Below are 23,836 nucleotides of genomic sequence, written 5' to 3'. Positions count from 1 at the left end.
CGCAAAAGCACAGACCCATCGAGGGCAATAGCCCTGCCCGGGGCCGGAGAACCCCATGAAGGCACTATTGCTCATCTAATATAATAGCAAATTCCGCTGGCAAAGGCAACGCAAACCCACTGGCAAAACACAACAAAAATTCACGAAATTTTTTAGCGCTTTTTTACAGATGTGTCCCTGCCTGCATCCAAGAGGCTTTTATTGCCTAAAATCCAGTGATGATGAGGTTTTTCTTACAAAATCCTAAATTTATAATTGACATTTGTACAGCTTCTGCCGTAAACTTTATCCATAGGAAAATGCGCCTTGGAGCGCAGGGAAGGACAGGCACAAAAAACGATGGATGCTGCACATTTCGAAAAGACGCTCACGAGCGAGGTGCTCTTTGAGGGCCGGGTGGTCACGCTGACCAAGGACACCGCCCTGCTGGAAAACGGCGAGACCGCCCAGCGGGAGGTCGTCCACCACCACGGCGGGGCCTGCATCGTGCCCTATTTTGAGGACGGCACCCTCTGCATGGTGCGCCAGTTCCGCTATGCCATGCAGCAGGAGCTGTGGGAGCTGCCCGCCGGCAAGCTGGAAAAAGGCGAAGACCCCTTCGAAGCCGCCAAGCGGGAGCTGGGCGAGGAGTGCGGCCTGACCGCCGACCACTACACCCCGCTGGGCGAGTTCTACCCCACCGTGGGCTATGACACCGAGGTCATTTATATGTGGGCGGCCACCGGGCTGCACAAGACCCAGATGCATCTGGATGACGACGAGTTCCTGACGCCCGACCGCATCCCGCTGGAAAAGGCCTACGAGATGGTCATGAACAACGAGATCAAGGACGGCAAGACCATCGCGGGCGTGCTCAAGCTCAAGGCGCTGGTGGACGAGGGCAAGCTGTGATCCTCTACGAAGATGCAGCCCTCGTGGTGCTGGACAAGCCCGCCGGACTTTCCAGCGAGGAGGGCGTCCCCGCTGCCCTGCGGAAGCACTGGGGCAGGCCCGACGCCTATGTGGGCGTCATCCACCGGCTGGACACCGGCGTGTCCGGGCTGATGGTCTATGCCAAGACCCCGCAGGCCGCTGCCGCCCTCAGCCGGCAGGTGGCCCAGAGCCAGCAGTACTATGCCGTGCAGGATGGCCGGGCCGAGCCCGCCGCCGATGCGCCGGACGCACCGCCCTTCCGGAAGGAGTACCGCGCCCTCATCGCGGGCGGGCCGGACGAAACGCTCCCCGCCGGAGGCGTCCTGCGCGACTACTTATTCAAGGACAGCCGGAAGGGCCGGGTCTTCCCAGTCAGCCGCCCCCGCAAGGGCGTGAAGGAGGCCGTGCTGGAATACCGCCTTGCGGCGTCTGCCCCGGACGGCAGCGCCAGCCTCGCGGACATCACCCTCCACACCGGCCGCACCCATCAGATCCGGGTGCAGTTCGCCTCCCGCCGCCACCCGCTCTGGGGCGACGGCAAATACGGGAGCCGCGTCAAGGGAGACATCGCGCTCCAGAGCGCCCGCCTCCGCTTCATCCACCCCGGCACCGGCAAGGCGATGGACTTCCGCCTCCCCGTGCCCGGGACATGGCCCGCTTGGGGCATCAGACAGGAAAACGACAATGGAACAGCAGTTTAAAACGGATTCGGAAATATATGCCGTCCTCGAGCGGGAGATCATCGACCTGACCCTGCGGCCCGGCTGCTCTCTGAGCGAAAACCCGCTCTGCACCCGCTTCGGCGCGCCCCGCTCCCTCATCCGGGTGGTGCTGCAGCGCCTGCAGGAAAACGGCCTTGTGAAGATCGTGCCCTACAAGGGCACCACTGTCACCCGGCTGAACCGGGACATCGTAGATGAGCTGATCTACGAGCGCATCGCGGTGGAGGCCCGGGTGCTGCGGGACTTTGCGCCCCACTGCACCCCCGAGCACCGTGCCCTCATCCGTCAGCGCGCCGCCGCCTACGACGAGCTGGCCAAGGCCGAGACGCTGGACTTCAACCGCCTCTACGAGGCCGACACCCGCCTCCACGAGACGTGGTTCTCCGCCATGGGGAAGATGTACCTCTGGCGCACCTTGCAGAACGCTCACGCCGACTACAGCCGCTTCCGGATGCTGGATACCCTGACCACCGGCGGTCTGGCCGAGGTGGTGGCCGACCACCACAACCTCATCGACGCCATTGAGCGGTGCGACCTTGCGGCCTTCGAGCCGCTGGTAGAGCGCCATCTCTACGGCGGCATCCGCCGTCTGGGCAGTAAGCTCACCGAGGAATACGCAGATTATTTTGAATGATGTTCCACGGGGAACAAAAAAGCGGCCCTGCATCGCGCAGGCGCCGCTTTTGCTTTTTACTCAGCCCAGAATGCCCGAAATGAAAATTTCCAGACCGATGCCGATGAGGATGACGCCGCCGAGGACGGAGGCCTTGCCGGAGAGCTTGGTGCCGAACTTCTTGCCGATGGAAAGACCGGCTGCACAGATAAAGAAGGTGACGACCGCAATGATGAGGGAGCAGACCAGCGCCATGAACCAGCCATACTCCGAGATGGTGAAGCCCACCGACAGGGCATCGATGCTGGTGGCCACCCCCTGCATGAAGAGCGCGCCTGTGCTCAGCTCGGCAGCCTCCTCGGCCTCCTCTCCCTTGATGCCCTCGAGGAGCATCTTGCCGCCGATGTAGCCCAGCAGGATGAGGGCGATCCACGGGATGAGCGTCTCGAAGGAGGAGAACAGCTCCACGATGGTGTGGACGCAGACCCAGCCCAGCATGGGCATGGCGGCCTGAAAGACGGCGAAGGTGCCTGCGACTTGGACGCCTCGGCGGCGGGACATCTTGGGGTCATGCAAACCGTTCGCCATCGAGACGGAGAACGCATCCATCGCAAGCCCCACGCCCAGCAGGGCGCTGTTGAAGAAAAACAAAAGACTCCATTCCATGATTATGCCTCCTGATCTGACCGGAATTGGTGGGCAGAGAAAAGACCCGGAATCGGCGCGCTTCGCCAATTCCGGGTCTCATTTTCTGACAAACTGACTCCATGTGGAATGGGCGTGGTACTCGCACCAAAACACATGAGTCTCGCAAATGAAAGCAAGCCAGACCGCCGCCCGGGCCGTCATTGTGTTGACTTGCTGCACCGCCTGCAAAACGGTGCCTGCTACTCCCCCATGAGGATCTTTTCTATTGTTCCGATAGCTTATCACATCAGGGGCCGATTTGTCCAGTATAACCGCAGCTTATTTTTTTACGATCTTGAAGTGGCCCTCCATCAGAGCGCCCTCCATGACGGCGATGGTGGCGGCGGTCAGGTCGCCCGTGAGGGCGCTGCCGGTGGTCAGGGTCACACGGCCGCTGGACTCCACATTGCCCACGATGCGGCCAGAGCAGATCATATCCTTGGTCTTGATGTTGCCGCCGATGACCGACTGGGGGCCGATCTTGAGCAGCTCCTTGGCGCTGACATCGCCCTGCACGCTGCTGGTCACAAGCTCCACATTGCCGCCCTGCACGTTGCCCTCGATGTTGGCAAAGAGCTTGACGTTGCCCTCGGAGAAGATGTCGCCCTTGAAGACGCCTGCGATCTCCACATCGCCCTTGGTATGCAGGGTGCCTTCAAAAACGCTGCCCTCCGCCAGAAGGGTGGTCTTGGGCTTCTCGGGGACCTTTTCCAGAGGCTTCACCTCTGCGACGGTCGGCGCGATGGTCAGACTCATCTCGTCCTCTTCCACATCCATAGCTGCGGACTCCGCAGGCTTCTCCGCCGTCTTGTCGGCCTCCCGCTTGCTGCCGCCCTTGCCGATGCCGAACATCTCATAGGCTGCCTGCGAAAAATTGTCTTTCTTGCTCATCTTCAACACGTTCCTCTCATGATTGATTTGACGCCGATCTATAGTGGAAGCTGACCTGACGCACCGTGCGGTCCAGCGGGGCAAATTCAAAGCCCTGCTCCCGCAGCGTATCGATGAGTGCAGGCAATGCTTCAACTGTCGTCTTGCAGTGGGCGGAGTCATGCATCAGCACGACGCCATGCTTCTTCTGGGCCGAATAGGAGGTGATGCCCTCCACGATGGTGCTGGCCGAGGGCGATTTCCTAGTTGCATCCTCTGCCGAAAGGTTCCAGTCGTAGTAGCGGAAGCCGCGGCGAAGCATCTCCGCGATAATCTCCTTGTAGACGCCCTGATTGTAGTTGTTGAGGCTGCCGCCCGGGAAACGGAACACCGTGGGGGTCACGCCTGCCTCATCCCGGAGGATGACGAACAGCTTGTAGAAGTCATCGAGGAAATCCTCCACCGAGGTATAGATCTTTTCGTAGTCGTGGCTGTAGCTGTGCATCCCGATGGTGTGGCCTGCCGCAGCGGCCTTTTTGATGCGCTGGATGGAGGTCTCATCCTCCCGGCCAATGACGAAGAAGGTGGCCTTGACCCCCTTCTCGTCCAAGATCTTCAGCACCTCGTCGGTGCGGTCGGAGGGGCCGTCGTCGAAGGTGAGGTAGATGGTCTTGCCGGCGTCCTCGATGTCCGGCAGGGGGGTGGGCGCATAGAAATCCGGGTAGAGCATCTGGTAGCTGAGCGGCTCCTGCCCGTCGAGGCTGTCGGCCTCCGGCTCTGTCTCCGCCGAAGCCGCCTCGGCCTCGCTGGCGGCTTCATCCTCTTCGCCCGTCAGCACGACGGCGTTCTGGGCCAGCAGGCCCTCTGCCGTCTTTGCCCGGCTCCGCCAGCGGAGTGCCAGCCCGGTCGGGATGAGCACGCCGAGGATGCAGCATAGAAAAATGATGTTTTTAAAAAATCGGACGCTCCCGATATACGGCTCATTGCTCTGCATTTTACTCCACTCTCACTCCCCGAAAAACAGAATTTTTCGAGGTCCTGCCCTGTAATGATAATTGTTCTCTTTAATGATACCCCAATTCCCGCCAACATCAAGGTCGTTTCATGACACATTCAGGTCGTTTCATGTCGGGCTATGTCATTAAATGGATATTGAAAATTTCTCCTGTCATTTCCGTCAAAGTTTGTCCCATTTTTTCGTGCAAAAAAGCAAAAAGGCCCTGTGGGGTCATCCTCTTGCAAAAGAGAAACTTCCCCACAGGGTCTTCTTATGTTTTTGTCCCGGGATTTATTCCTCGTCGCCGACGTCGGCCTCGGGAGCTTCGGCGGCCGATGCCTCATCGGCTGCTTCCATCTCCGCCAGCTGCTCGGCGGTAGGTTCGTCCTCGGCATCAGACTCGATGCTCTCAGTCTGTGCCTCATCGTCGTGGTCCGTGCGGGCAAGGACCATGACCTTGTCGTTCTCGCCCAGACGCATGACCCGGACGCCGGAGCCATAGCGGCTCTGGACGGGGATCTCGTTGGCGTGCAGGCGGATGATGATGCCCTCCTGACTGCTCAGCAGCACATCGTCGATGTCATCCACGATCTTGACTGCTGCCACCTTGTCCTTGGAGGCGTCGTAGTTCCGGATGCCCTTGCCGCCGCGTGCGGTGATGCGGTAGGTATCGATGTCGGAGCGGCGGCCCTTGCCGTTCTCGGTGACGGTGAGCACCGTGCCGCCCTCGCGGCAGATGCAGACGCCGACGACCTCGTCGCCCTCGGCCAGCTTGATGGCCCGGACGCCGTGGCCGCTGCGGCCCATCGGGCGGGCGTCGGCCTCGTTGAAGCGGATGGCCTGACCGTTGCGGGTAGCCACGATGAGCATATCATTGCCGGTGGTCAGGCGGGTCCATGCCAGCGCGTCACCCTCGTTGAGGGCGATGCCGATGAGGCCCGTCTTGCGGATGTTGGCGTACTGCTCCAGCGGGGTGCGCTTGATGAGGCCCTGCTTTGTCACCATGGTGACAAAGCCGCCCTTGTTGTCCTCATCCTTGGGGTAGCAGAGCATATTCGTGACCTTCTCGCCTTCGGCCAGCTGCAGCAGGTTGACGATGTTGCTGCCCTTGCTGGTGCGGCTGCCCTCGGAGATGGTGTAACCCTTGACCCGGAAAAGGCGGCCCCTGTCGGTGACGAACAGGACGTAGTCGTGGGTGGAGCCGACGAACATCTCCTGCACGATGTCCTCTTCCTTCCGGGTCATGCCGGAGATGCCGCGGCCGCCGCGCTTCTGGGCCTGATAGGTGGCCTTGAGCTGACGCTTGATATAACCGGCCTCGGTGAGGGTATAGACACACTGTTCCTCGGCGATGAGATCCTCGATGTCCACCTCGCCGGTGACGGACTGGATTTCGGTGCGGCGCTCGTCGCCGAAGCGCTTCTTCATGTCCAGCAGCTCGTTCTTGACGATCTCGAGCACCCGGGCATCGTGGGCGAGGATGTCTTCCCAGTCCTCGATCTTGGCCTGCAGGCCGGACAGCTCTTCCTCGATCTTCAAAATCTCGAGGCCGGCCAGACGGCCCAGCTGCAATTTCACGATGGCGTCGGCCTGCGGGTCGTCGAAGCCGAACTGCTCCATGATGGCGACCTTGGCTTCCGACATACCGCCCTTGCAGGCGCGGATGGTGGCGATCAGCTCGTCCACGATGTCGGTGGCCTTTTTCAGGCCCTCGAGGATGTGGGCGCGCTCCTTGGCCTTCTTCAGGTCGTACTGGGTGCGGCGGCGGACGACTTCATCCTGAAACTCGACGTACTTCTGGATCATCTGCTTCAGGGTCATGACCTTGGGCACCTTGTGGTCGATGGCCAGCATGATGACGCCCACGGTGTCCTGCAGCTGGGTGTACTGATACAGCTGGTTCAGGATGACCTGCGCGTTGGCGTCCTTGCGGATGTCCACCACGATGCGCATTCCCTTGCGGTTGGTCTCATCGTTCAGTCCGGTGATGCCCTCGATGCGCTTGTCCTTGACCAGATCGGCCATATTCTCGATGAGCCGGGCCTTGTTGACCATATACGGGATCTCCGTGATGATGATCTGGGTGCGGCCGTTCTTGGTCTCTTCGATGGTGGCGCGGCCCCGCAGGGTGATCTTGCCGCGGCCGGTGGCGTAGGCGGCGCGGATGCCGCTGCGGCCCATGATGATGCCGGCAGTGGGGAAGTCCGGGCCTTTGATGTGCTCCATCAGGCCGGGCAGGTCGATGTCGGGGTCGTCGATATAGGCCACGCAGCCGTCGATGACCTCGCTGAGGTTGTGGGGCGGGATATTGGTGGCCATGCCGACGGCGATGCCCTGACTGCCGTTGACCAGCAGGTTCGGGAAGCGGCAGGGCAGGACGCTCGGCTCCTTCTTCGTCTCGTCGAAGTTGGGGTCCCAGTTGATGGTGTCCTTGTCGATGTCGGTCAGCATCTCGACAGCCATCCGGCTCATGCGGGCTTCGGTGTAACGGTAAGCAGCCGGGGGGTCACCGTCCACAGAGCCGAAGTTGCCCTGGCCGTCCACCAGCGGGTAGCGCAGGGAGAAATCCTGTGCCAGACGGACCATCGCGTCGTAGACGGAGGCGTCGCCGTGGGGGTGGTAAGAACCCAGCACCGCACCGACGGTGTCCGCCGACTTGCGGTAGGGATGGCTGGGGTCGTTGCCGCGCTCGTGCATGGTGTAGAGGATGCGGCGGTGGACGGGCTTCAGACCGTCACGCACATCCGGCAGGGCGCGGGCCACGATGACCGACATGGAGTAATCCAGAAACGCCGTCTCGATCTCTTTCTTGACGTCCCGGATGATCATCTTGGTACCGCTGCCCGGTATCATCACATAATCTTCTTCCATTGTTTCCTCCCATTACACGTCGAGCTTTGCGTACTGCGCGTTGGTCTCGATAAAGCGGCGGCGCGGCTCCACCTGATCGCCCATCAGGATGGTGAAGGCCTCGTCTGCCTTCTCGGCATCCTCGATGGTGATGCGGACGATGACGCGGTTGTCCGGGTTCATGGTGGTCTCCCAGAGCTGCTCCGGGTTCATCTCACCAAGGCCCTTATAGCGGTTGATCTTCGCGCCGGGCATCTCCTGCGACAGAAGGGCCATTTCGGCGTCGTTGTAGGCGTATTTGATGGTATTTCCCTTCTGCACCTTGAACAGCGGGGGCTGTGCCACATAGACATGGCCCTGCTCGATGAGGGGGCGCATATAGCGGAAGAAGAAGGTGAGCATCAGGGTGCAGATGTGAGAGCCATCGACATCGGCATCGGCCATGATGAAGACCTTGTCATACCGCAGTTTGGAAATATCGAACTCGTCGCCGATGCCGCAGCCCAGCGCCAGAACGACCGGCATCAGCTTGTCGTTGCCGTAGATGCGGTCGGCGCGGGCCTTTTCGACGTTGAGCATCTTGCCCCACAGGGGGAGGATGGCCTGAATGGCCGAGTCACGGCCCATCTTGGCCGAGCCGCCTGCAGAATCGCCCTCGACGATGAAGATCTCAGTGCGGCTGGGGTCTTTCTCGCGGCAGTCGGCCAGCTTGCCGGGCATCCGGCTGGTCTCCAGCGCGCTCTTGCGGCGCACCAGCTCACGTGCCTTCTTGGCGGCGGCGCGGGCACGGGCGGCCTGCGTGGCCTTCTCGAAGATGGCCTTGGCGACGCCCGGGTTCTCCTCGAAGAACTCCATCAGCTTGGAGTAGACCATGTTGGACACGAGGGTGCGGATCTCGGTGTTGCCCAGCTTTGCCTTGGTCTGGCCCTCGAACTCAGCCTCCTGCAGCTTGACGGAGATGACACAGATGAGGCCCTCCCGGACATCTGCGCCGGACAGGTTCTCGTCCTTCTCCTTCAGCAGGCCATGGCTGCGGCCATAGTCGTTGAAGACGCGGGTGAGGCTGCTGCGGAAGCCCTCTTCGTGGGTGCCGCCGTCGGGGGTGTTGACGTTGTTGGCGAAGCTCAGCAGCAGCTCGTTGTAGCTGGAATTATACTGCAGAGCGATCTCAGCCATGCCCCGGTCGGTCTGGCCCTTGAGGTAGATGACATTGGGGTGGAGCACCTCGAGGTCCCGCTTCTCGCCCAGATAGGTGACGAAGCTCTTGATACCGCCCTCGTAGCACATGACCTCGGTGCGGTAGGTCGGCTCGCCCTCCTTGCCGTCCTCGAGGACGGGGGTGTAAAGCTCACGCTCATCGGTCAGGGTGATCTTCACACCGGCGTTCAGGAAGCTCTCCTCCCGCAGCCGCTTTTCCAGCGTCTCAAAGTTGTAGACGGTGGTGTCCTTGAACATCTCAGGGTCGGGCTTGAAGGTGACGCGGGTGCCGGTGACGCTGGGGTCCACCGTGCCGATGCACTTCAGCGCCCCATCCGGGTCGCCGCGGCGGAAGGTCTGCTCGTACTCGTGCCCATCGCGGCGGACGTTGACGGTCAGCCACTCCGAGCAGGCGTTGACGACAGACGCACCGACGCCGTGCAGGCCGCCGGCCACCTTGTAGCCGGAGTTCTCGCCGCCGAACTTGCCGCCGGCGTGGAGGATGGTGTAGACGACGGTGACGGCAGGCAGGCCGGTGTCTGCCTGAATATCCACGGGGATGCCGCGGCCATTGTCCGTGACCTGAATGATGTCGCCCTTTAAGATCTTGACCTCGATATGGTCACAGTAACCGGCCAGAGCCTCATCGATGGCGTTGTCCACGATCTCGTACACCAGATGGTGCAGACCCCGCTCGCCGGTAGAGCCGATATACATACCGGGGCGCTTGCGCACAGCCTCCAGACCTTTCAGGACCTGGATCTCGCTGGCGTTGTATTCATGGTCCGTCGCAGTATCTGCGTTGGTGCTGGTAATGATTTCCTCTGCCATTTCCTTTCTCCCTTTTGTTTCGTTATTTCGTTACGATTTGTAAAAAGCAAATTTGCTTGGATGTCTTTTTGATATGCCGTTTGCCTGCGGCAGAAGTTTCTCCGAAGACCGTCCGCTGGGGTGGGACCCTGTTGCCGCAGGCAATAGGGCGGGCGATGGAATGGCCCGAACCGTGTCTGAGGAGGAAGCTTCTGCCGCATCGGCCTCCACTTGCTTATTCCAGCTTCATCTCCGTGCGCCGTTTGAGGGCAGCGGGGGACAGCTCGGAAAGATACACCGTATCCACCGGGGCGTCTGCCAGCACATAGCTCTGGGGCAGCTCATCGGACAGGCTGACCACAGCCCCATTTTTCTGGGCGTAGTTCAGAAACTCCCGCCCCCGGGGAGAGATGGTGGTCGTCTCCAAGTTGAAAATGCCGATGATATCCCGGTCGTTCAGGACGTAATCGCGGCCCAGATGCACATACATTCTGCTCACACTTTCGTCAGTACGCCGCCGTTCATCCGGTAGACCTCGCCGTCTGTTCGGAGGAAGGCGGTGTCGTCACAGCTGGTCACAAAGGTCTGCTTCTCCCGCATCCGGGTCAGCAGATACTGCTTGCGGCCGTCGTCCAGCTCGCTGAGCACATCGTCCAGCAGAAGCACCGGGTGTTCGCCTGTGATGGAGGCAGCCGCTGCGGCTTCCGCCATCTTCAGGCTCAGCACGACGCTCCGCTGCTGTCCTTGGCTTGCATACACTTTTGCAGGCTGGCCGTCCAGCAGAAGCTCCAGATCTTCCCGGTGGGGGCCGCAGAGGCTCTGCCCGGCCCGCAGCTCCTCGGGCATTTTCTGCCGCAGGAGCTGGGCCAGCCCTCCCGGCTCAAACTGGGCCGCATACCGCAGGCGCAGCGTCTCGGCCCCGTGAGACAGCTCTTCATAGTTCGAGCAGGCCAGCGGCGCGAGCGTCTCAAGATACGCCCTGCGGCGCTGCTGGATGGCCTCGCCCTGCTGGGCCAGCTCCACGTTCAGCACCTCCAACAAGGCTCTTTTTTCGGCATAGGGACGCGCAGCACCGTTTACAGAGCGGCGAAGCAGCGCATTTTTTTGCTGCAAAGCCCGGATATAGCGGCGGTAGATGGTCAGATAGCCGGGGTAGAGCTGGCAGAGGGCTGCATCCAGAAATTTCCGCCGCCCCTCGGGTGCGCCCTTTACGAGGCTCAGGTGTCCGGGGTCGAACACCACCGCCGGAAAACTGCCTGCAAGGCTGGCGGCCCGCTTGACGGCGCCCCCGTTCACCGAGGCCGTCCGGCCCGGGCGGGGGGAGTCCGGTGTGCCCACGGTCAGGCGAACGCGGTTCGGCTCTTCTGTTTCCTGCTCCTCCTGCTGTGCGCGGAGGGTGGACGCTTTGAGCAGAGCAAAGGGTTCGCCCCGGCGCACCAGTTCGGCGTCCTTGCCGCCCCGGAAGCTCTTGCCTCCGGTGAGCAGCCAGATCGCTTCCAAGAGGTTCGTTTTGCCCTGACCGTTGTTGCCGCAGATGACTGTCAGCTCCCGGCCCGGCGTCAGGCTGGCCGAGGCGATGTTCCGGTAATTTTCGACCTCGAGAGAGAGCAGCCGCATCAGCCGCCCATCCCGATCTCGATGGTCTGGCCGTCCAGCTCGACGGTGTCGCCCGGACGGCACTTCTTGCCGCGCATGGTGCAGACCTCGCCGTTGACCTTCACGGCCCCGCCCTGCACCAGCTCCTTGGCTTCGCCGCCGGTCTCACACAGGCCTGCATACTTCAGCAGGGCATCCAGCTTGATAAATTCGGTATGGATGAGGATCTTTTGCATTTTATTACGCCTCTCAGTCGTTTTTAAAGCGGACGGGCAGCACGAGGTAGAGGAAGTCGCTGCCCTCCACAGGCAGGACCTTCACCGGGCTGAGCGGGCCGCTGATCTCCATCCGCACCTTCTCGGTGCGGGCATTGCGCAGAGCATCCAGCAGATAGCGGTTGTTGAAGCCGATCTCCACCTCGTCGCCCTCGCACTCGGCGTTGAACTCATCGACAACGCGGCCCAGATTCGTCTGGCAGCGGACGACGACTTTACCCTCTGTAAAAGTGATGCGGAGGGGATTTTTTAAACGCTCTGTAATAATCAGGGAGGCGCGCTCGATGGTCTCGATGAACTCCTTAGTGTCGATGGTCACTCGGGTGCGGCTGCCTGCGGGGATGACGTTGCGGTAGTTGAGGAATTCTCCCTCGATCAGGCGGCTCATGATGGTGTAACCGGCAGTCATGAAGACGACATAGCGGCGGTTGGCGCAGATGTGTACCAGCTCTTCGTCGTCGTTGGGCAGCAGGTGAGACACTTCGGTCATGGTCTTGCTGGGGACGATGATGCGGATGTCCTTGACGGCAGTGAGGGGCCGCTCGACGATGGCCAGACGGTAGCCGTCCAGTGCAACGATGGTCATTTTATCCGGTTCGATCTCAAAAAGTTCACCCGTATGCGCCGGTTTTTTCTCGTCCTGACTGACGGCGTACAGGGTGCGGTCGATCATGTCCCGCAGCACACCGGTCTTGATGGTCAGGGTCTCTTCGGCGCCGGTGTTGGGCAGCTCGGGGAAATCGGAGGCGGACATGGACTGGATCTCGAACTGCGCCACGCCGCTCTGGATGGTGGTCTTGCCGTTATCGGCAGACTGGATGGTGATCTGGCCCGACGGCATCCGGCTGATCATGCTGCTGAGGAGTTTTGCGTTCAGAACGATCTCGCCGGGTTCCTTGACATTGGCTTCGATAGTGGTCACGATGCCCATTTCGAGGTCGTAGCCGGTAAGGGTCAGCTGGAAACCTTCCGCTTTCAGTAAAATGCCCTCCAATACTGGGATGGTAGAGCGCAGGGTGACTGCTTTGGATACGCCGTCGATGGCTGCGCTCAGAAGAGTTTTATCGCAGATGATGTTCAAAGCTTTATCTCTCCTTTTTTGCGTCAGTTTTGCTGTCGTTTCCCATTGGATTCGATGCAAAAACCTGTTTTTCTATATTGAACTTGTTGTAGTAACCGTAGTAGGGGCTGGGGAAGATGTGGAAAACTCCGCAGACCCTTGCTGGGATGCGGGGTTTTGGTTTTCCACGGGTTTGTTGAGGGACTGTGGATGAAATGTTGAATCGGGGAAACATCTGCCGCTTTCCACATCGGCTGTGGAGAATCGGAGTTGAATGTTGAAAACTCAGTGGAAAGAGTGGAAAGTTTCGGCCTTTCACCACAATATCTGGGTCTATTTTCCCCGTTTTGTCCCTTTTTCTCCCCATATTTTGGGGTTTGCGCTGGAATGAGTATGACTTTTACCCATCAGGCTTTCACGTTCTTGATGATGTCGCTGACCGTTTCCCGCAGGTGCTGGTCGTTCTTCATGTCCCGCTCCATGGTCTTGAGGGAGTAGACGATGGTGGAGTGGTCACGGCCCGAGAACTCCCGACCGATCTCCTCCATGCTCATGCCGGTGACTTCGCGCAGGATATAGATGGCCACACGGCGGGCGGATGCGACATTGGCGTTCCGCTTGGTGCCCCGGATGTCGGCAGGGGAGACGTTGAAGGTGCGGGACACCTCGCCCACGATCTTCTCGATGGTGACGGGCACGGGCTGGGTCTCGTTGAGGATGTCCTTGATGGCGTTCTGTGCCACACTGATGACCGGCTGGATGCCCTCGAGCATATAATAAGCGTTCAGCTTCTTGACGGCACCTTCCAGCTGGCGGATGTTGTTTTTGAGGTGGTTGGCGATGAACTCGGCCACATCCTCCGGCAGGTCAAGATGGAGAAGCTCTGCCTTCCGCTTGACGATGGCCACGCGGGTCTCAAAATCTGGCGGCTGGACGTCGGCGGTCAGGCCCCACTCGAAACGGGTGCGCAGACGCTCTTCCAGACTCTTGATCTCCTTGGCCGGGCGGTCGGAGGCGATGACGATCTGCTTGTGGGCGTCGTGGAGGGAGTTGAAGGTGTGGAAGAACTCTTCCTGCGTGGACTCCTTGCCCGCGATGAACTGGATGTCGTCCACCAGCAGCAGGTCGGCCACGCGGTACTTCATCCGGAAGTCTTCGGTGCTGCCGGCGCGGATGGCGGCGATCAGCTCGTTGGTGAACTGCTCACAGGTGACGTACATGATGACGAAGTCGGGGTGGGTGCGCTTGATCTCGGTCTGGATGGCCGTCAGCAGATGGGTCTTGCCGAGGCCCGAGCCGCCGTAGATGAACAGCGGGTTGTAGGCGCCGGAGGGGTTGGCGGCAACAGCCTGCGCCGCAGCAAACGCAAACTGGTTGGAGGGGCCTTTGATGAAGTTCTCGAAGGTGAACTCGTAGTTGCCCTGCGGCGAGGCGGGGTTTGCCTCGTACTGCTGGGCCAGCACCACCTCGTGGGGCGGCGTGCTGGGCACCACGAGGGTGATGTCCACGTCAAAGCCCAGCACCGTCTTGAAAGCCTCCTTGAGCAGGCCGAGATAGCGGTCCGTCACGATCTTGCAGATGAAGTCGTTGCGCACCGAGAGGGTGATATGGCTGGAGTCCTCAAAGCTGATCGGCTCCAGTCCGTCGATATAGAGATTATATGTCGGCTCCGCCATCTGCGCTTTGCAGTAGCTCTGGGCAGCCTCTAAAACGTCCTTGAAAGAATCCATAGTACATCCACTCCATTGAAGTTTTCAACAATGCTGCTGATACTAGGTTAGTATACCACAAAAATCTCCCTGCGTCTATATTATATAAGGTAATTTATAATACATAAAAAAGACATACCTGCGTCTTGGAAATAGACTTGTGTCCAAGGCGCAAAAAAGACACAAGATATTGTGGCTGAAAAGTTTTCCACGGGGAACGGGTGAAAAAGTTGAAAGTTTCTCCACAAAGATTTTTCAAAAAAGTTTGCAGGAAAGCGAAAAAAATGCTTGACAGAATGCCATAGTGTGCGATATACTGTTGAATTGCAAGCCTGTCCCCATTTTGGGACCAGAATAGACCCCATATGGGGACGAGTTTTTACGGAGGATACGAACCATGAAGAGAACTTTTCAGCCCAAGAAGCGTCAGCGCAAGGAAGTTCATGGCTTCCTGACCCGCATGAGCACCAAGAATGGCCGCAAGGTCATCAACGCACGCCGTGCTAAGGGCCGCAAGAGCCTGACCGTCTGATCCTGAGCCTTATGCATCAGGTCCGGCGCAGAATGGAATATGCGCAAAAAGGCCGCTGATATTGGATTGGCGGTCTTATTTTTTTACCCGGCTTTCGGAAAAAAGGCCGGAAAAAAGCGGCAGATAGTCGCATTGCCTAAAAAAACGGTCAAAGATTTGGCAGAGAAAACGCCCGGATGAGCTTTTCATGTCGGCGTTTTTTTGCTATACTGAACACTGAGCATTGCCTTTTTCCGGGTGATGCTCCCACATCACCTGAAGGGAGGCGCACAGGATGCGCTATCGTCCCATCCGCCGCAACGGCGAGTTTGGCCGCGTGTATGCCCGCGGCAAGTCCTATGTCAATCAGGCGCTGGTGCTCTATGTCCTCAAGACGCGGAGCAAGCGCACCCGGGTGGGCCTGACGGCCACCAAGAAGATCGGCCATGCCGTCCAGCGCAACCGCGCCCGCCGCGTCATGAAAGCCGCCATCGACGAGCATCTCGACTACAACATCGGCGGCTACGACCTCGTTTTCGTGGCCCGGGGCATGACCCCCCGGCTCAAGAGCTGGCAGCTCAGTGCCATCGTGGCCAAGCTTTTCGCACAGGCCGGATTGCCGGATAAGGCGAAGCAGCCGGGCGCAAAGCCTCCTGCCACCCTGCCTCCGGCCCGCAGACCCGAGGCGTGAGCATCTTTCAGAAGGCCCTGTGCGGGCTGATCCGGCTCTACCAGCGGTTTATCAGCCCGGGTCTGGGCCGGAACTGCCGCTTTTCCCCCTCGTGCAGCCAGTACGGCATCGAGGCCATCCGCACCCACGGCTGCCTCAAGGGGCTGCTGCTGACCGGATGGCGGATCGCCCGGTGCAATCCGCTGGGCCGCTGGGGCTACGATCCCGTGCCGGAGAAGGGCCGCTGGAAAAATCCGGCCCGGCACTTGTCGGCGTCGGCCCTGTTTTCCACAAGACACGAAAAATAAGTGGAAAACGAACCTCTCTGTCACGCCTGCGGCGTGCTACCTCCCCTAATGAGGGGAGGCTGAGAGGAGAGATCATCAATATGCTTCTTGTGACGTGCTGAGCTGTGGGCGGTGCGTCCTACGATAAAAATAACCGTCCCGCACCACAGGCGGGGCAGAATGGACAGAGACATGAATATTTTGTACATCCTCGGTGTACCTCTCGGCTATGTGATGGAGTGGATCTACAACCTCATCCCGAACTATGGCTGGGACATCATCATCTTCACCATCGTCATCCGCCTGCTCAGCATCCCGCTGCAGCTCAACCAGCAGAAGAGCATGGCCAAGATGTCGGCATTCCAGCCGATGATCGCGGACATCCAGAAAAAGTACAAGGACAAGCCCGACAAGCAGCAGGAAGAGCTGATAAAGCTCCAGCAGGATTATGGCTATAAGCCCACGGCCGGCTGTATGCCGATGCTGGTCAACTTCCTTGTCATGTTCGGCGTCATCGAGGTCGTGTACCGCCCGCTGCAGCGCATCTTCCACATCGGTGCGGACGCCATCAATGCCGCAGGCAGTGCCATGGAAGCCCTGGGCATCAGCTTCACGCAGGTGACGCGGGATACCAACATCATCGAGCAGGTGCTGGCAGGGGAGAGCAGCGTCACATCTGTGTTCACCGCCGACCAGCTGAGCACCATCACCGAGTTCGGCAACCACATGGATTTCTTCGGCATCGACCTGACCCGTGTGCCCCAGTATAGTCTGGCAGCGGACAACCTGCCCCTGCTGATCTTCCCCATCCTCGCAGTCGTTACCATGTTCATCTCCACCCACATCAGCATGAAGGCCTCCGGTCAGGAGATGCAGGGCAGCATGAAGCTGACCATGTATATGATGCCTCTGATGTACGTCTTCTTCTGCTTCACCGTGCCCTGCGCATTCTCTCTGTACTACGTCATTTCCAACATCGTCATGACCGTCCAGACCCAGATCATGCGCAAGATCTATGACCCTGAGAAGATGAAGGAGCAGGTCAAGGCCGAGATCGCGTCCCGCAGGAAGGAAGAGAAGCGCGGCGTGAAGAGCACCACCATCAAGGTCAAGGACGAGAAGACCGGTGAGGTCGTGGAAAAGAATATCTCCGCCAGCGAGATGAACAAGCGCCGCCTCGAGTACGCCCGCCAGCAGGATGCGGAGCGCTACAAGGACGAGCGCACCGTCCCGCTGAGTGAGCTGGAACACAAAAAGGAGGATTGACGGTTATGATCCGTACTCAGGAAGCGACCGGCAAGACGGTCGATGAAGCACGCATCAACGCCTGCGCTCTGCTGGGCGTGGAGAAGGACGACATCAACGTCAGCTACGAAGTGCTGGAAATGCCCCAGAAGACTGGTTTTCTGGGCCTGAAGCTCACCCCCGCCAAAGTCCGCGTCAGCGTTGAGCTGCCGGACGAGCCGGTGGCTGCGCCTGCTGCCCCGGCCGCTGCGCCTGCCCCCGTCGTGGAGGAAAAGGCTGCACCGGCTGAGCCTGTCGTGGAGGAGGCTGCCCCCGAAGCCCCCGCTGTTGAGACCCCTGCCGCGCCGGCAGAGGAAGCTGCCCCTGCCGAAGAACAGGCCGCTCCCGCCGCCGAGGGCGAAGAGGTGGAAGTTCCCATCCGCATCGAGGAGAATGCCAAGGTCCAGGCCGCGGTGGACTACCTGAAGGACGTCATCGAGAAGATGGGCGTGCAGGATGTCAGCTTCAGCGCCGTGCAGAAGGGAGAGGCCACCATCATCCGTCTGAACGGCGAGAAGATGGGCGCCCTCATCGGCCGCCGCGGCGAGACGATGGAGAGCCTGTCCTATCTGGCAAGCCTCGTGGCCAACCGCCTCGAGGGCGATTACATCAAGCTGGGCCTCGATGTGGCCGGCTACCGCGACAAGCGCGAGAGCGACCTGACCGCACTGGCACAGCGCATCGGCACCAAGGTGCGCCGCACCGGCCGCAGCTTTGCGATGGAACCGATGAACCCCTACGAGCGCCGCATCATCCACTCTGCCATCGGCAAGATGGAGGGCGTCCGCAGCGAGAGCAAGGGCGAGGGCCGTGACCGCCGTGTGGTCATCTACTCCACCGACCCCAACGCTGTGGCCGAGAGCGCAAATGCACGTCCCCGCGGCCCCCGCGGCGGTCGTGACCGCAACAGCAATGGCCGTGGCGGCAGTTACCATCGCGGCGGCAACGGCGGCCGGAATGGCCGCGGTCCCCGCAGCGGCGGCCCCCGCAGCAGCTACCGCTCCAATGTGCCCGAGCGCACCTACACCCCGCGTGACGCCGAGAGCGCTGCCCCCGTGGCACCCAAGCGCACCGAGCGTGTGGATGATTTCGCCGATCTGAGCTTCGGCAAGATCGAGCTGTAAACGCAAATCGACAAGACCCTCTCCCGCAGCACGGACGCTGTGGGGGAGGGTCTTTTTGCATAAAAGGAAATACTATAGATTTACCTGTTCTTTTCGTGAAGATAGTTTACGATAAAAAGCATTTGTGAGAGAATCGTTTCGGAAGAAAAGTCGTTCTTATCGGAAAATTGGAGAATATGTCCAATTCTGAGAGAAATTTTTCTCCTACTTGTACATTGTAAAACAGGGCAGGCAAGTTTTATACTAAAGCTACAAGTGCTTCGGAATCTATACCAAGCCGAAAAGAGAGGAATTACTATGGAACAGAATAAGATCTCCCGCCGCAATTTCCTGCGTGTGGCCGGTGCATCGGCCACTGCCGCCGCAATGGGCGGTCTGGCCCCTGCCGCTTCGGCAGCCGGCATCAAGGACCTGTGGAGCATGGACCTGCAGATCCTCGCCACCAGCGACACCCACGGCAAGTTTGACCCGTGGGATTACGCTGCCAACAAGGCAGACGCCTCCGGCAGCGTAGCCCAGCAGGCCACCGCCATCAAGGAGAACCGCACCAAGACCACGCTGGTCGTGGATGCAGGCGACACCATTCAGGCAAACTCTGCCGAGCTGTTCCTGAACGACGATGTCCACCCCATGATCGCCGCCCAGAACGCCATCGGCTATGACATCTACGTCACCGGCAACCACGAGTACAACTATGGCATGGCCACGCTGGAAAAGGTGCTCTCCCAGCAGAAGGCAAAAGTCCTGACCGGCAACGTCTACAGCCCCGAGGGCAAGCCTCTGGCGGATGGCTACACCATCATCAACAAGGGCGGCGTCAAGATCGGCGTCATCGGCATGGTCACGCCCAACATCACCCGCTGGGATGCCAAGAACCTTGAGGGCTGGACCGTCACCAACCCCGTGGACGAGAGCCGCAAGATCATCGACAAGATCAAGGATGAGGTGGACGTTATCCTCGGCGTCATGCACATGGACACTGACAACGAGTACGGCGTCTACGGCTCCGGCGTCACCGATCTGGCCAACGCCTGCCCGGAGTTCGACGTCATCGTCGCCGCTCACGGCCATAGGAGCATCCCCAACATGATGATCAACGGCGTGCTGGTGGTGGAGAACAAGAACGCCGGTGCCACCGTCTCTGACATCCACATCTACCTCCAGCGCGACTGGACCGGCAAGTGGAAGGTGAAGGATCGCACCTCCGAGAACCTGACCATCAAGGACTACGCTCCCGACCCCGAGCTGACCGCTCTGCTGGCTGAATACGACCAGCGCGCCAAGGACGACGCTGTCACCCCCATCGGCCAGCTGGTCGGCGGCGATCTGGCCCCCGAGAACGAGATCGACTGCCTGCCGCAGGCCATGGTGCAGGATACCGCTCTGCTGGACTTCGTCAACGAGGTACAGATGTACTACACCGGTGCTCAGGTGGCAGCAACGTCCCTGACCTCCATGACCTCCCAGATGCGGGAGGGCACCATCCGCAAGTGCGACATGGCAAGCATCTACACCTACCAGAACACCCTGTACAAGCTGCAGATGAACGGGTTGCAGCTGCGCAAGTTCATGGAGTGGTCGGCTGCCTTCTTCAAGACCTGGGAGCCGGGCGACGTGACCATCGCTTTCGACTCCTCCATCCGCTACTACCTGTACGATGCCTTTGAGGGTGTCAAGTACGACCTCGACGTTTCTCAGCAGCCGGGCAACCGCATCCATAACCTGACTTGGATGGATGGCCGTCCGGTGGAGGACAGCGACGTCTTCGTGGTGGCCGTCAACAACTACCGTGCCACCACCCAGCTGCTGACCTATGCTGACATCTTCGCACCCGGCGACGAGCTGCCCAAGCTGCTGGAGATCGACGTGCGCGGCGATGTGGGCGGCGTCCGCGAGCTGCTGGGCGAGTACATCCGCACCGTCAAGGGCGGCACCATCGAGCCGCATGTGAACAACAACTGGAAGATCGTGGGCAACAACTGGAACGCTGCCGACCACCAGAAGGCCGTCAAGCTGCTGCGCGAGGGCAAGCTGGCTCTGTCGGAGAACGCCGACAGCCGCACCCTGCCCAGCAAGGCGATCACCACGGCGGATATTGCCGCATTCTGATTTTTTCTTACACGCAGCGGGGCGTGCAGTCTTTCGGGGCTGCACGCCCTTTTTGCGCAGCATATTTCTTTTTTTGGCGGTTCGTGGTAGAATATACTGTATTCATCTGCGAACAAGGAGGGGAGAAGATGCAGCATTCGACCATTGCGGCCATCGCAACGGCCCCGGGCGCAGGCGGCATCGCCGTCGTGCGGCTGTCCGGCCCGGAAAGCTATGAGGTGGCGGAGAGGGTGTTCCGCCCGGCTAACCCGTCGAAGAAGGTGGCGGAGGCCAAGGGCTATACGGCCATGTTCGGCGCATTTGTGGAAGGGGAGGACGCTTTTGATGAGGGGGTGGCGCTGTTTTTCCGCGCACCCCACAGCTACACCGGTGAGGATGTGGTGGAGCTTTCCTGCCACGGCGGAAGTGCGGTGGCCCGGCGGCTGGTGGAAGCCTGCATCGCGGCGGGCGCGTCGCCTGCCGCCCCCGGCGAGTACACCCGCCGCGCCTTCCTGAACGGCAAGCTCAGCCTGACGCAGGCAGAGGCGGTCATGGACCTCATCTCTGCCGATGGCCGACAGGGGGCAGCACTGGCGAATGCCTCCCTGAACGGTGCGCTGTCCCAGAAGATCACGGCACAAAAGGACGCGCTGACGGCCTTGCAGGCCCATCTGGCGGCCTGGGTGGACTTCCCGGAGGAGGATGTCCCCGAGCTGAGCCAGAGCCATCTCTGCGCCGTTTTGGGCGGGGTAGAGCAGGAACTGAATGCCCTCATCCAGAGCTATAACGCGAGCGCTGTCCTCCGCGAGGGCGTGGACTGCGCCATCGTGGGCCGGCCGAACGCGGGCAAATCCACCCTTCTGAATCTGCTGGCCGGGTTCGACCGGGCCATCGTCACGCCGGTGGCGGGCACGACCCGGGATGTGGTGGAACAGGCCGTCCAGCTGGGCGATGTCCGGCTGAACCTCTTCGACACCGCCGGTCTGCGCCAGACGGAGGACGCCATCGAGGCCGAGGGCATCCGCCGCAGCTGGAAGAAGCTGGAGGAGGCGGGCTTGATCCTCGCCGTCTTTGACGGCTCAGAGCGCCCAACCCGAGAGGATCTGGAGCTGGCAAAGCGCTGCGCGGGCCGTCCGGCCATCGCGCTGGTCAACAAGGAGGACAAGCCCTCCCAGTTCGATGCCGAGTGGATCGCACCCTATTTTGCGATGGTGCTGCCGGTCTGCTGTCAGGAGGAGGGGGCGCGGAAGGTCATCGCAGCGGCTGTGGCCCGTCTGCTGGGCACGAGCCAGATCGACCCTCATGCCGCCAGCCTCTCGGGGCAGCGGCAGCTCTCCGCTGCCACCCGCGCCCGGGATGCAGTGTCCGGTGCGCTGGACGCCGCACAGGGGCTGGGGCTGGATGCTGTGTCGGTCTGTGTGGACGATGCGCTGGACGCCCTCTGTGAGCTGACCGGGGAGAACGCCTCGGAGGCGGTCATCAATGAGGTGTTTGAAAAGTTCTGTGTGGGGAAATAAAAGAGAACTTCGCTTTACGAAAAATCGATCGAGGAAAAATAGACAGCAATGAACCATTTAGGAGACTACGACGTTATCGTCATCGGTGCCGGTCATGCGGGCATCGAAGCGGCCCACGCCGCCGCGATGCTGGGCGCAAAAACGGCAGTGTTCACCCTGAGTCTGGATGCCATCGGCAATATGCCCTGCAACCCCAGCATCGGCGGAACGGCAAAAGGTACGTTGGTACGCGAATTGGATGCATTGGGCGGCGTGATGGGTCTGGCGGCAGACGCCACCTATTTACAGAGCCGGATGCTCAACAAGGGCAAAGGCCCTGCCGTCCACGCCCTGCGCGTCCAGACCGACCGCAAGCGTTACCACGAATATATGAAGCACGCCCTTGAGCTGACGCCGGGCCTTGCCATCCATCAGGCAGAGGTGGTCTCTGTCGAGGTGGAGGATGGCCGCGTGAAGGGTGTTGTCACCCAGCTGAACGGGGAATATGGTGCAAAATGTGTGGTCATCGCCACCGGCACCAACCTCGGCGGCAAAATTTTTGTGGGCGATGCGTGGTATGCCTCCGGCCCCGACGGGATGCACGCCGCCAACGCCCTGACTGAGAGCCTGAAAGCCGCCGGTCTGCCGCTGCGCCGGTTCAAGACCGGTACGCCTGCCCGGGTGCATCGGCGAAGCATTGATTTCTCCCAGCTGGAATGCCAGCCCGGAGACCCGGACAACGAGCTGCAGCCTTTCAGCTTTATGACCGATGCGCCTATGCACAATAAGGTGGAGTGTTGGATCGCCTACACCAACCCCGAGACCCATCGGATCATTCTGGACAACATCCAGCGCAGCCCCCTCTACGGCGGCATGATTGAGGGCGTCGGCCCGCGCTACTGCCCGTCCATCGAGGACAAGGTGGTGCGGTTCGCAGGGAAGGAGCGTCACCCCATCTTTGTGGAACCCTGCGGCGAAAACACCGAGGAGATGTACTTGCAGGGCGCGTCCAGCAGCCTGCCGGAGGACGTGCAGAATGCGTTCTACCGGAGCATCAAGGGCTTTGAGCAGATCGAGATCATGCGCCCGGCTTATGCCATCGAATACGACTGCGTAGACCCCACGAGCCTTGAGGCTACGCTGGAAAGCAAGGTGGTGCAGGGCCTCTACGGCGCGGGACAGTTCAATGGCACCTCTGGCTATGAGGAGGCGGCCGCGCAGGGACTTCTGGCCGGTTTGAACGCCGCCCGGAAGGCGCTGGGCGAGAGCCAGCTGATCCTGCCCCGGCAGTCCAGCTATCTCGGCACACTGGTGGACGACCTCGTGACCAAGGGCGTCATGGACCCCTACCGGATGATGACCAGCCGCAGCGAGTACCGGCTGACCCTCCGGCAGGACAATGCCGACACCCGTCTGACGCCCATCGGCAGGGAATACGGCCTCGTGCAGGACGACCGCTGGACAAAGTACCAGCAGACGCAGGCGGTGCTGGACACCGAGCGCCGCCGCCTGCATGACGCCCATCTGCGGACGGCAGACCTGCAGGAAGCCATGAAGGCGGCGGGCCTTGCCCCGGCCGCAGAGGGCGGCATTGCCGAAGAGCTGCTGCGCCGCCCGGAAATCGATTACCCGCTCGTTGCGGGCATCATCGGCTGGGGCGAGGGCGTGACCCCCATGCTGGCGGAGCGGCTGGAAACGGAGATCAAGTATGCGGGCTACATCGCCCGGCAGGACCGGATGATCCACGAGGTGGCCCGCCACGAAAAGACCCTCATCCCGGAGGATTTTTCCTACGAGGGTCTCACCGGCCTGACGCTGGAAGCCCGTGAAAAGCTGGCCCGCATCCGCCCGAAGAATCTGGGGCAGGCGGGACGCATCCCGGGCGTGTCGCCCTCGGATGTGGCGCAGCTGAGTATTGCGCTGGCGGCAAATAAATTGAAAGCGTAACGTCTGAGGCAAAACGGAGTGTGTAAAAAAAGGGGAACGATATTGCGCGCTGGTGGCGCGGGTTAAAGCACTTTTTCATTAAGGCTAATGTTCTCTTTTGCGTGCCAAAAGAGAACCAGAAAAGCACCCGC

The 23,836-nt window shown here is 60.5% G+C and carries 21 protein-coding genes; 11 read left to right on the top strand and 10 right to left on the bottom strand.

Features of this window, described 5'->3' with window-relative positions; all coding sequences use genetic code 11:
- Positions 1–339: 339 nt before the first annotated feature.
- The 3 genes from ACT8X9_RS03900 to ACT8X9_RS03890 are packed head-to-tail and all read left to right on the top strand — an operon-like array spanning position 340 to position 2,268.
- The gene (locus ACT8X9_RS03900; RefSeq protein WP_444268182.1) at positions 340–891 is read left to right on the top strand and encodes an NUDIX domain-containing protein; all 552 of its coding nucleotides are present in this window, start codon (positions 340–342) and stop codon (positions 889–891) included.
- Positions 888–1,613 (top strand): RluA family pseudouridine synthase, encoded by a 726-nt coding sequence (locus tag ACT8X9_RS03895; RefSeq protein ID WP_227621348.1) that lies wholly within the window; start codon positions 888–890, stop codon positions 1,611–1,613. The genes ACT8X9_RS03900 and ACT8X9_RS03895 overlap by 4 nt, the downstream gene beginning before the upstream one ends.
- Positions 1,597–2,268, top strand: coding sequence for a GntR family transcriptional regulator (locus ACT8X9_RS03890; RefSeq protein ID WP_444268181.1), 672 nt, complete (start codon positions 1,597–1,599; stop codon positions 2,266–2,268). The genes ACT8X9_RS03895 and ACT8X9_RS03890 overlap by 17 nt, the downstream gene beginning before the upstream one ends.
- 60 nt (positions 2,269–2,328) lie before the next feature.
- Here ACT8X9_RS03890 and ACT8X9_RS03885 read toward each other — a convergent pair whose 3' ends face one another.
- From ACT8X9_RS03885 to dnaA, 10 genes are all read right to left on the bottom strand, one after another.
- Positions 2,329–2,913: a manganese efflux pump MntP gene (locus ACT8X9_RS03885; protein WP_444268180.1), complete on the bottom strand. Its 585-nt coding sequence runs from the start codon at positions 2,911–2,913 to the stop codon at positions 2,329–2,331.
- Positions 2,914–3,213: 300 nt separating this feature from the next.
- Positions 3,214–3,825, bottom strand: a complete 612-nt coding sequence (locus ACT8X9_RS03880; RefSeq protein WP_444268179.1) for a bactofilin family protein — start codon at positions 3,823–3,825, stop codon at positions 3,214–3,216.
- A gap of 16 nt (positions 3,826–3,841) precedes the next feature.
- Complete coding sequence (locus tag ACT8X9_RS03875; protein ID WP_444268178.1) at positions 3,842–4,798, bottom strand: polysaccharide deacetylase family protein; 957 nt, start codon at positions 4,796–4,798, stop codon at positions 3,842–3,844.
- A gap of 294 nt (positions 4,799–5,092) precedes the next feature.
- On the bottom strand, positions 5,093–7,672 hold the full coding sequence (gene gyrA, locus ACT8X9_RS03870) for a DNA gyrase subunit A (protein ID WP_444268177.1): 2,580 nt from the start codon (positions 7,670–7,672) through the stop codon (positions 5,093–5,095).
- A 12-nt stretch (positions 7,673–7,684) separates the two neighbouring features.
- On the bottom strand, positions 7,685–9,679 hold the full coding sequence (gene gyrB / locus ACT8X9_RS03865; RefSeq protein ID WP_444268176.1) for a DNA topoisomerase (ATP-hydrolyzing) subunit B: 1,995 nt from the start codon (positions 9,677–9,679) through the stop codon (positions 7,685–7,687).
- Between the two features lie 214 nt (positions 9,680–9,893).
- Positions 9,894–10,148 (bottom strand): extracellular matrix regulator RemB, encoded by a 255-nt coding sequence (gene remB, locus ACT8X9_RS03860; RefSeq protein ID WP_227621364.1) that lies wholly within the window; start codon positions 10,146–10,148, stop codon positions 9,894–9,896.
- Positions 10,149–10,153: 5 nt separating this feature from the next.
- A complete protein-coding gene (gene recF / locus ACT8X9_RS03855) occupies positions 10,154–11,275 on the bottom strand; it encodes a DNA replication/repair protein RecF (protein WP_227621356.1) in 1,122 nt (373 codons plus the stop codon).
- Entirely contained in the window at positions 11,275–11,490 is a 216-nt protein-coding gene (locus tag ACT8X9_RS03850; RefSeq protein ID WP_015565050.1) for an RNA-binding S4 domain-containing protein, read from the bottom strand. The genes recF and ACT8X9_RS03850 overlap by 1 nt, the downstream gene beginning before the upstream one ends.
- A 13-nt stretch (positions 11,491–11,503) precedes the next feature.
- Entirely contained in the window at positions 11,504–12,610 is a 1,107-nt protein-coding gene (dnaN, locus tag ACT8X9_RS03845) for a DNA polymerase III subunit beta (protein ID WP_227621357.1), read from the bottom strand.
- Between the two features lie 386 nt (positions 12,611–12,996).
- Positions 12,997–14,319 (bottom strand): chromosomal replication initiator protein DnaA, encoded by a 1,323-nt coding sequence (gene dnaA, locus ACT8X9_RS03840; protein ID WP_015565051.1) that lies wholly within the window; start codon positions 14,317–14,319, stop codon positions 12,997–12,999.
- Between the two features lie 376 nt (positions 14,320–14,695).
- On the opposite strand from dnaA, the gene rpmH reads away from it, so the two are divergent.
- The 8 genes from rpmH to mnmG all read left to right on the top strand — a co-directional run bounded on the left by rpmH (position 14,696) and on the right by mnmG (position 23,705).
- Positions 14,696–14,830, top strand: a complete 135-nt coding sequence (gene rpmH / locus ACT8X9_RS03835; RefSeq protein ID WP_005924258.1) for a 50S ribosomal protein L34 — start codon at positions 14,696–14,698, stop codon at positions 14,828–14,830.
- 274 nt (positions 14,831–15,104) lie between these two features.
- Positions 15,105–15,500 (top strand): ribonuclease P protein component, encoded by a 396-nt coding sequence (gene rnpA, locus ACT8X9_RS03830; RefSeq protein WP_227621359.1) that lies wholly within the window; start codon positions 15,105–15,107, stop codon positions 15,498–15,500.
- Complete coding sequence (yidD, locus tag ACT8X9_RS03825) at positions 15,497–15,787, top strand: membrane protein insertion efficiency factor YidD (protein ID WP_330221121.1); 291 nt, start codon at positions 15,497–15,499, stop codon at positions 15,785–15,787. Before rnpA ends, yidD begins: the two co-directional genes overlap by 4 nt.
- Before the next feature lie 159 nt (positions 15,788–15,946).
- Positions 15,947–17,032, top strand: a complete 1,086-nt coding sequence (locus tag ACT8X9_RS03820) for a YidC/Oxa1 family membrane protein insertase (protein ID WP_444268175.1) — start codon at positions 15,947–15,949, stop codon at positions 17,030–17,032.
- A 5-nt stretch (positions 17,033–17,037) separates the two neighbouring features.
- On the top strand, positions 17,038–18,174 hold the full coding sequence (jag, locus tag ACT8X9_RS03815) for an RNA-binding cell elongation regulator Jag/EloR (RefSeq protein ID WP_444268174.1): 1,137 nt from the start codon (positions 17,038–17,040) through the stop codon (positions 18,172–18,174).
- A gap of 297 nt (positions 18,175–18,471) precedes the next feature.
- Complete coding sequence (locus ACT8X9_RS03810) at positions 18,472–20,283, top strand: 5'-nucleotidase C-terminal domain-containing protein (protein ID WP_412590734.1); 1,812 nt, start codon at positions 18,472–18,474, stop codon at positions 20,281–20,283.
- 128 nt (positions 20,284–20,411) lie between these two features.
- On the top strand, positions 20,412–21,779 hold the full coding sequence (mnmE, locus tag ACT8X9_RS03805; protein WP_444268173.1) for a tRNA uridine-5-carboxymethylaminomethyl(34) synthesis GTPase MnmE: 1,368 nt from the start codon (positions 20,412–20,414) through the stop codon (positions 21,777–21,779).
- 48 nt (positions 21,780–21,827) lie between these two features.
- Positions 21,828–23,705 carry a tRNA uridine-5-carboxymethylaminomethyl(34) synthesis enzyme MnmG gene (mnmG, locus tag ACT8X9_RS03800; protein WP_444268172.1) on the top strand — a complete coding sequence of 626 codons (1,878 nt, stop codon included), beginning with the start codon at positions 21,828–21,830 and terminating at the stop codon, positions 23,703–23,705.
- Positions 23,706–23,836: the final 131 nt, after the last annotated feature.

Origin of the sequence: Faecalibacterium sp. (assembly GCF_052358865.1) — a bacterium.
Taxonomy (GTDB): domain Bacteria; phylum Bacillota; class Clostridia; order Oscillospirales; family Ruminococcaceae; genus Faecalibacterium; species Faecalibacterium butyricigenerans.
Note: the sequence above shows the minus strand (reverse complement) of the source record. Positions and strands in the feature narration are given on the sequence as shown.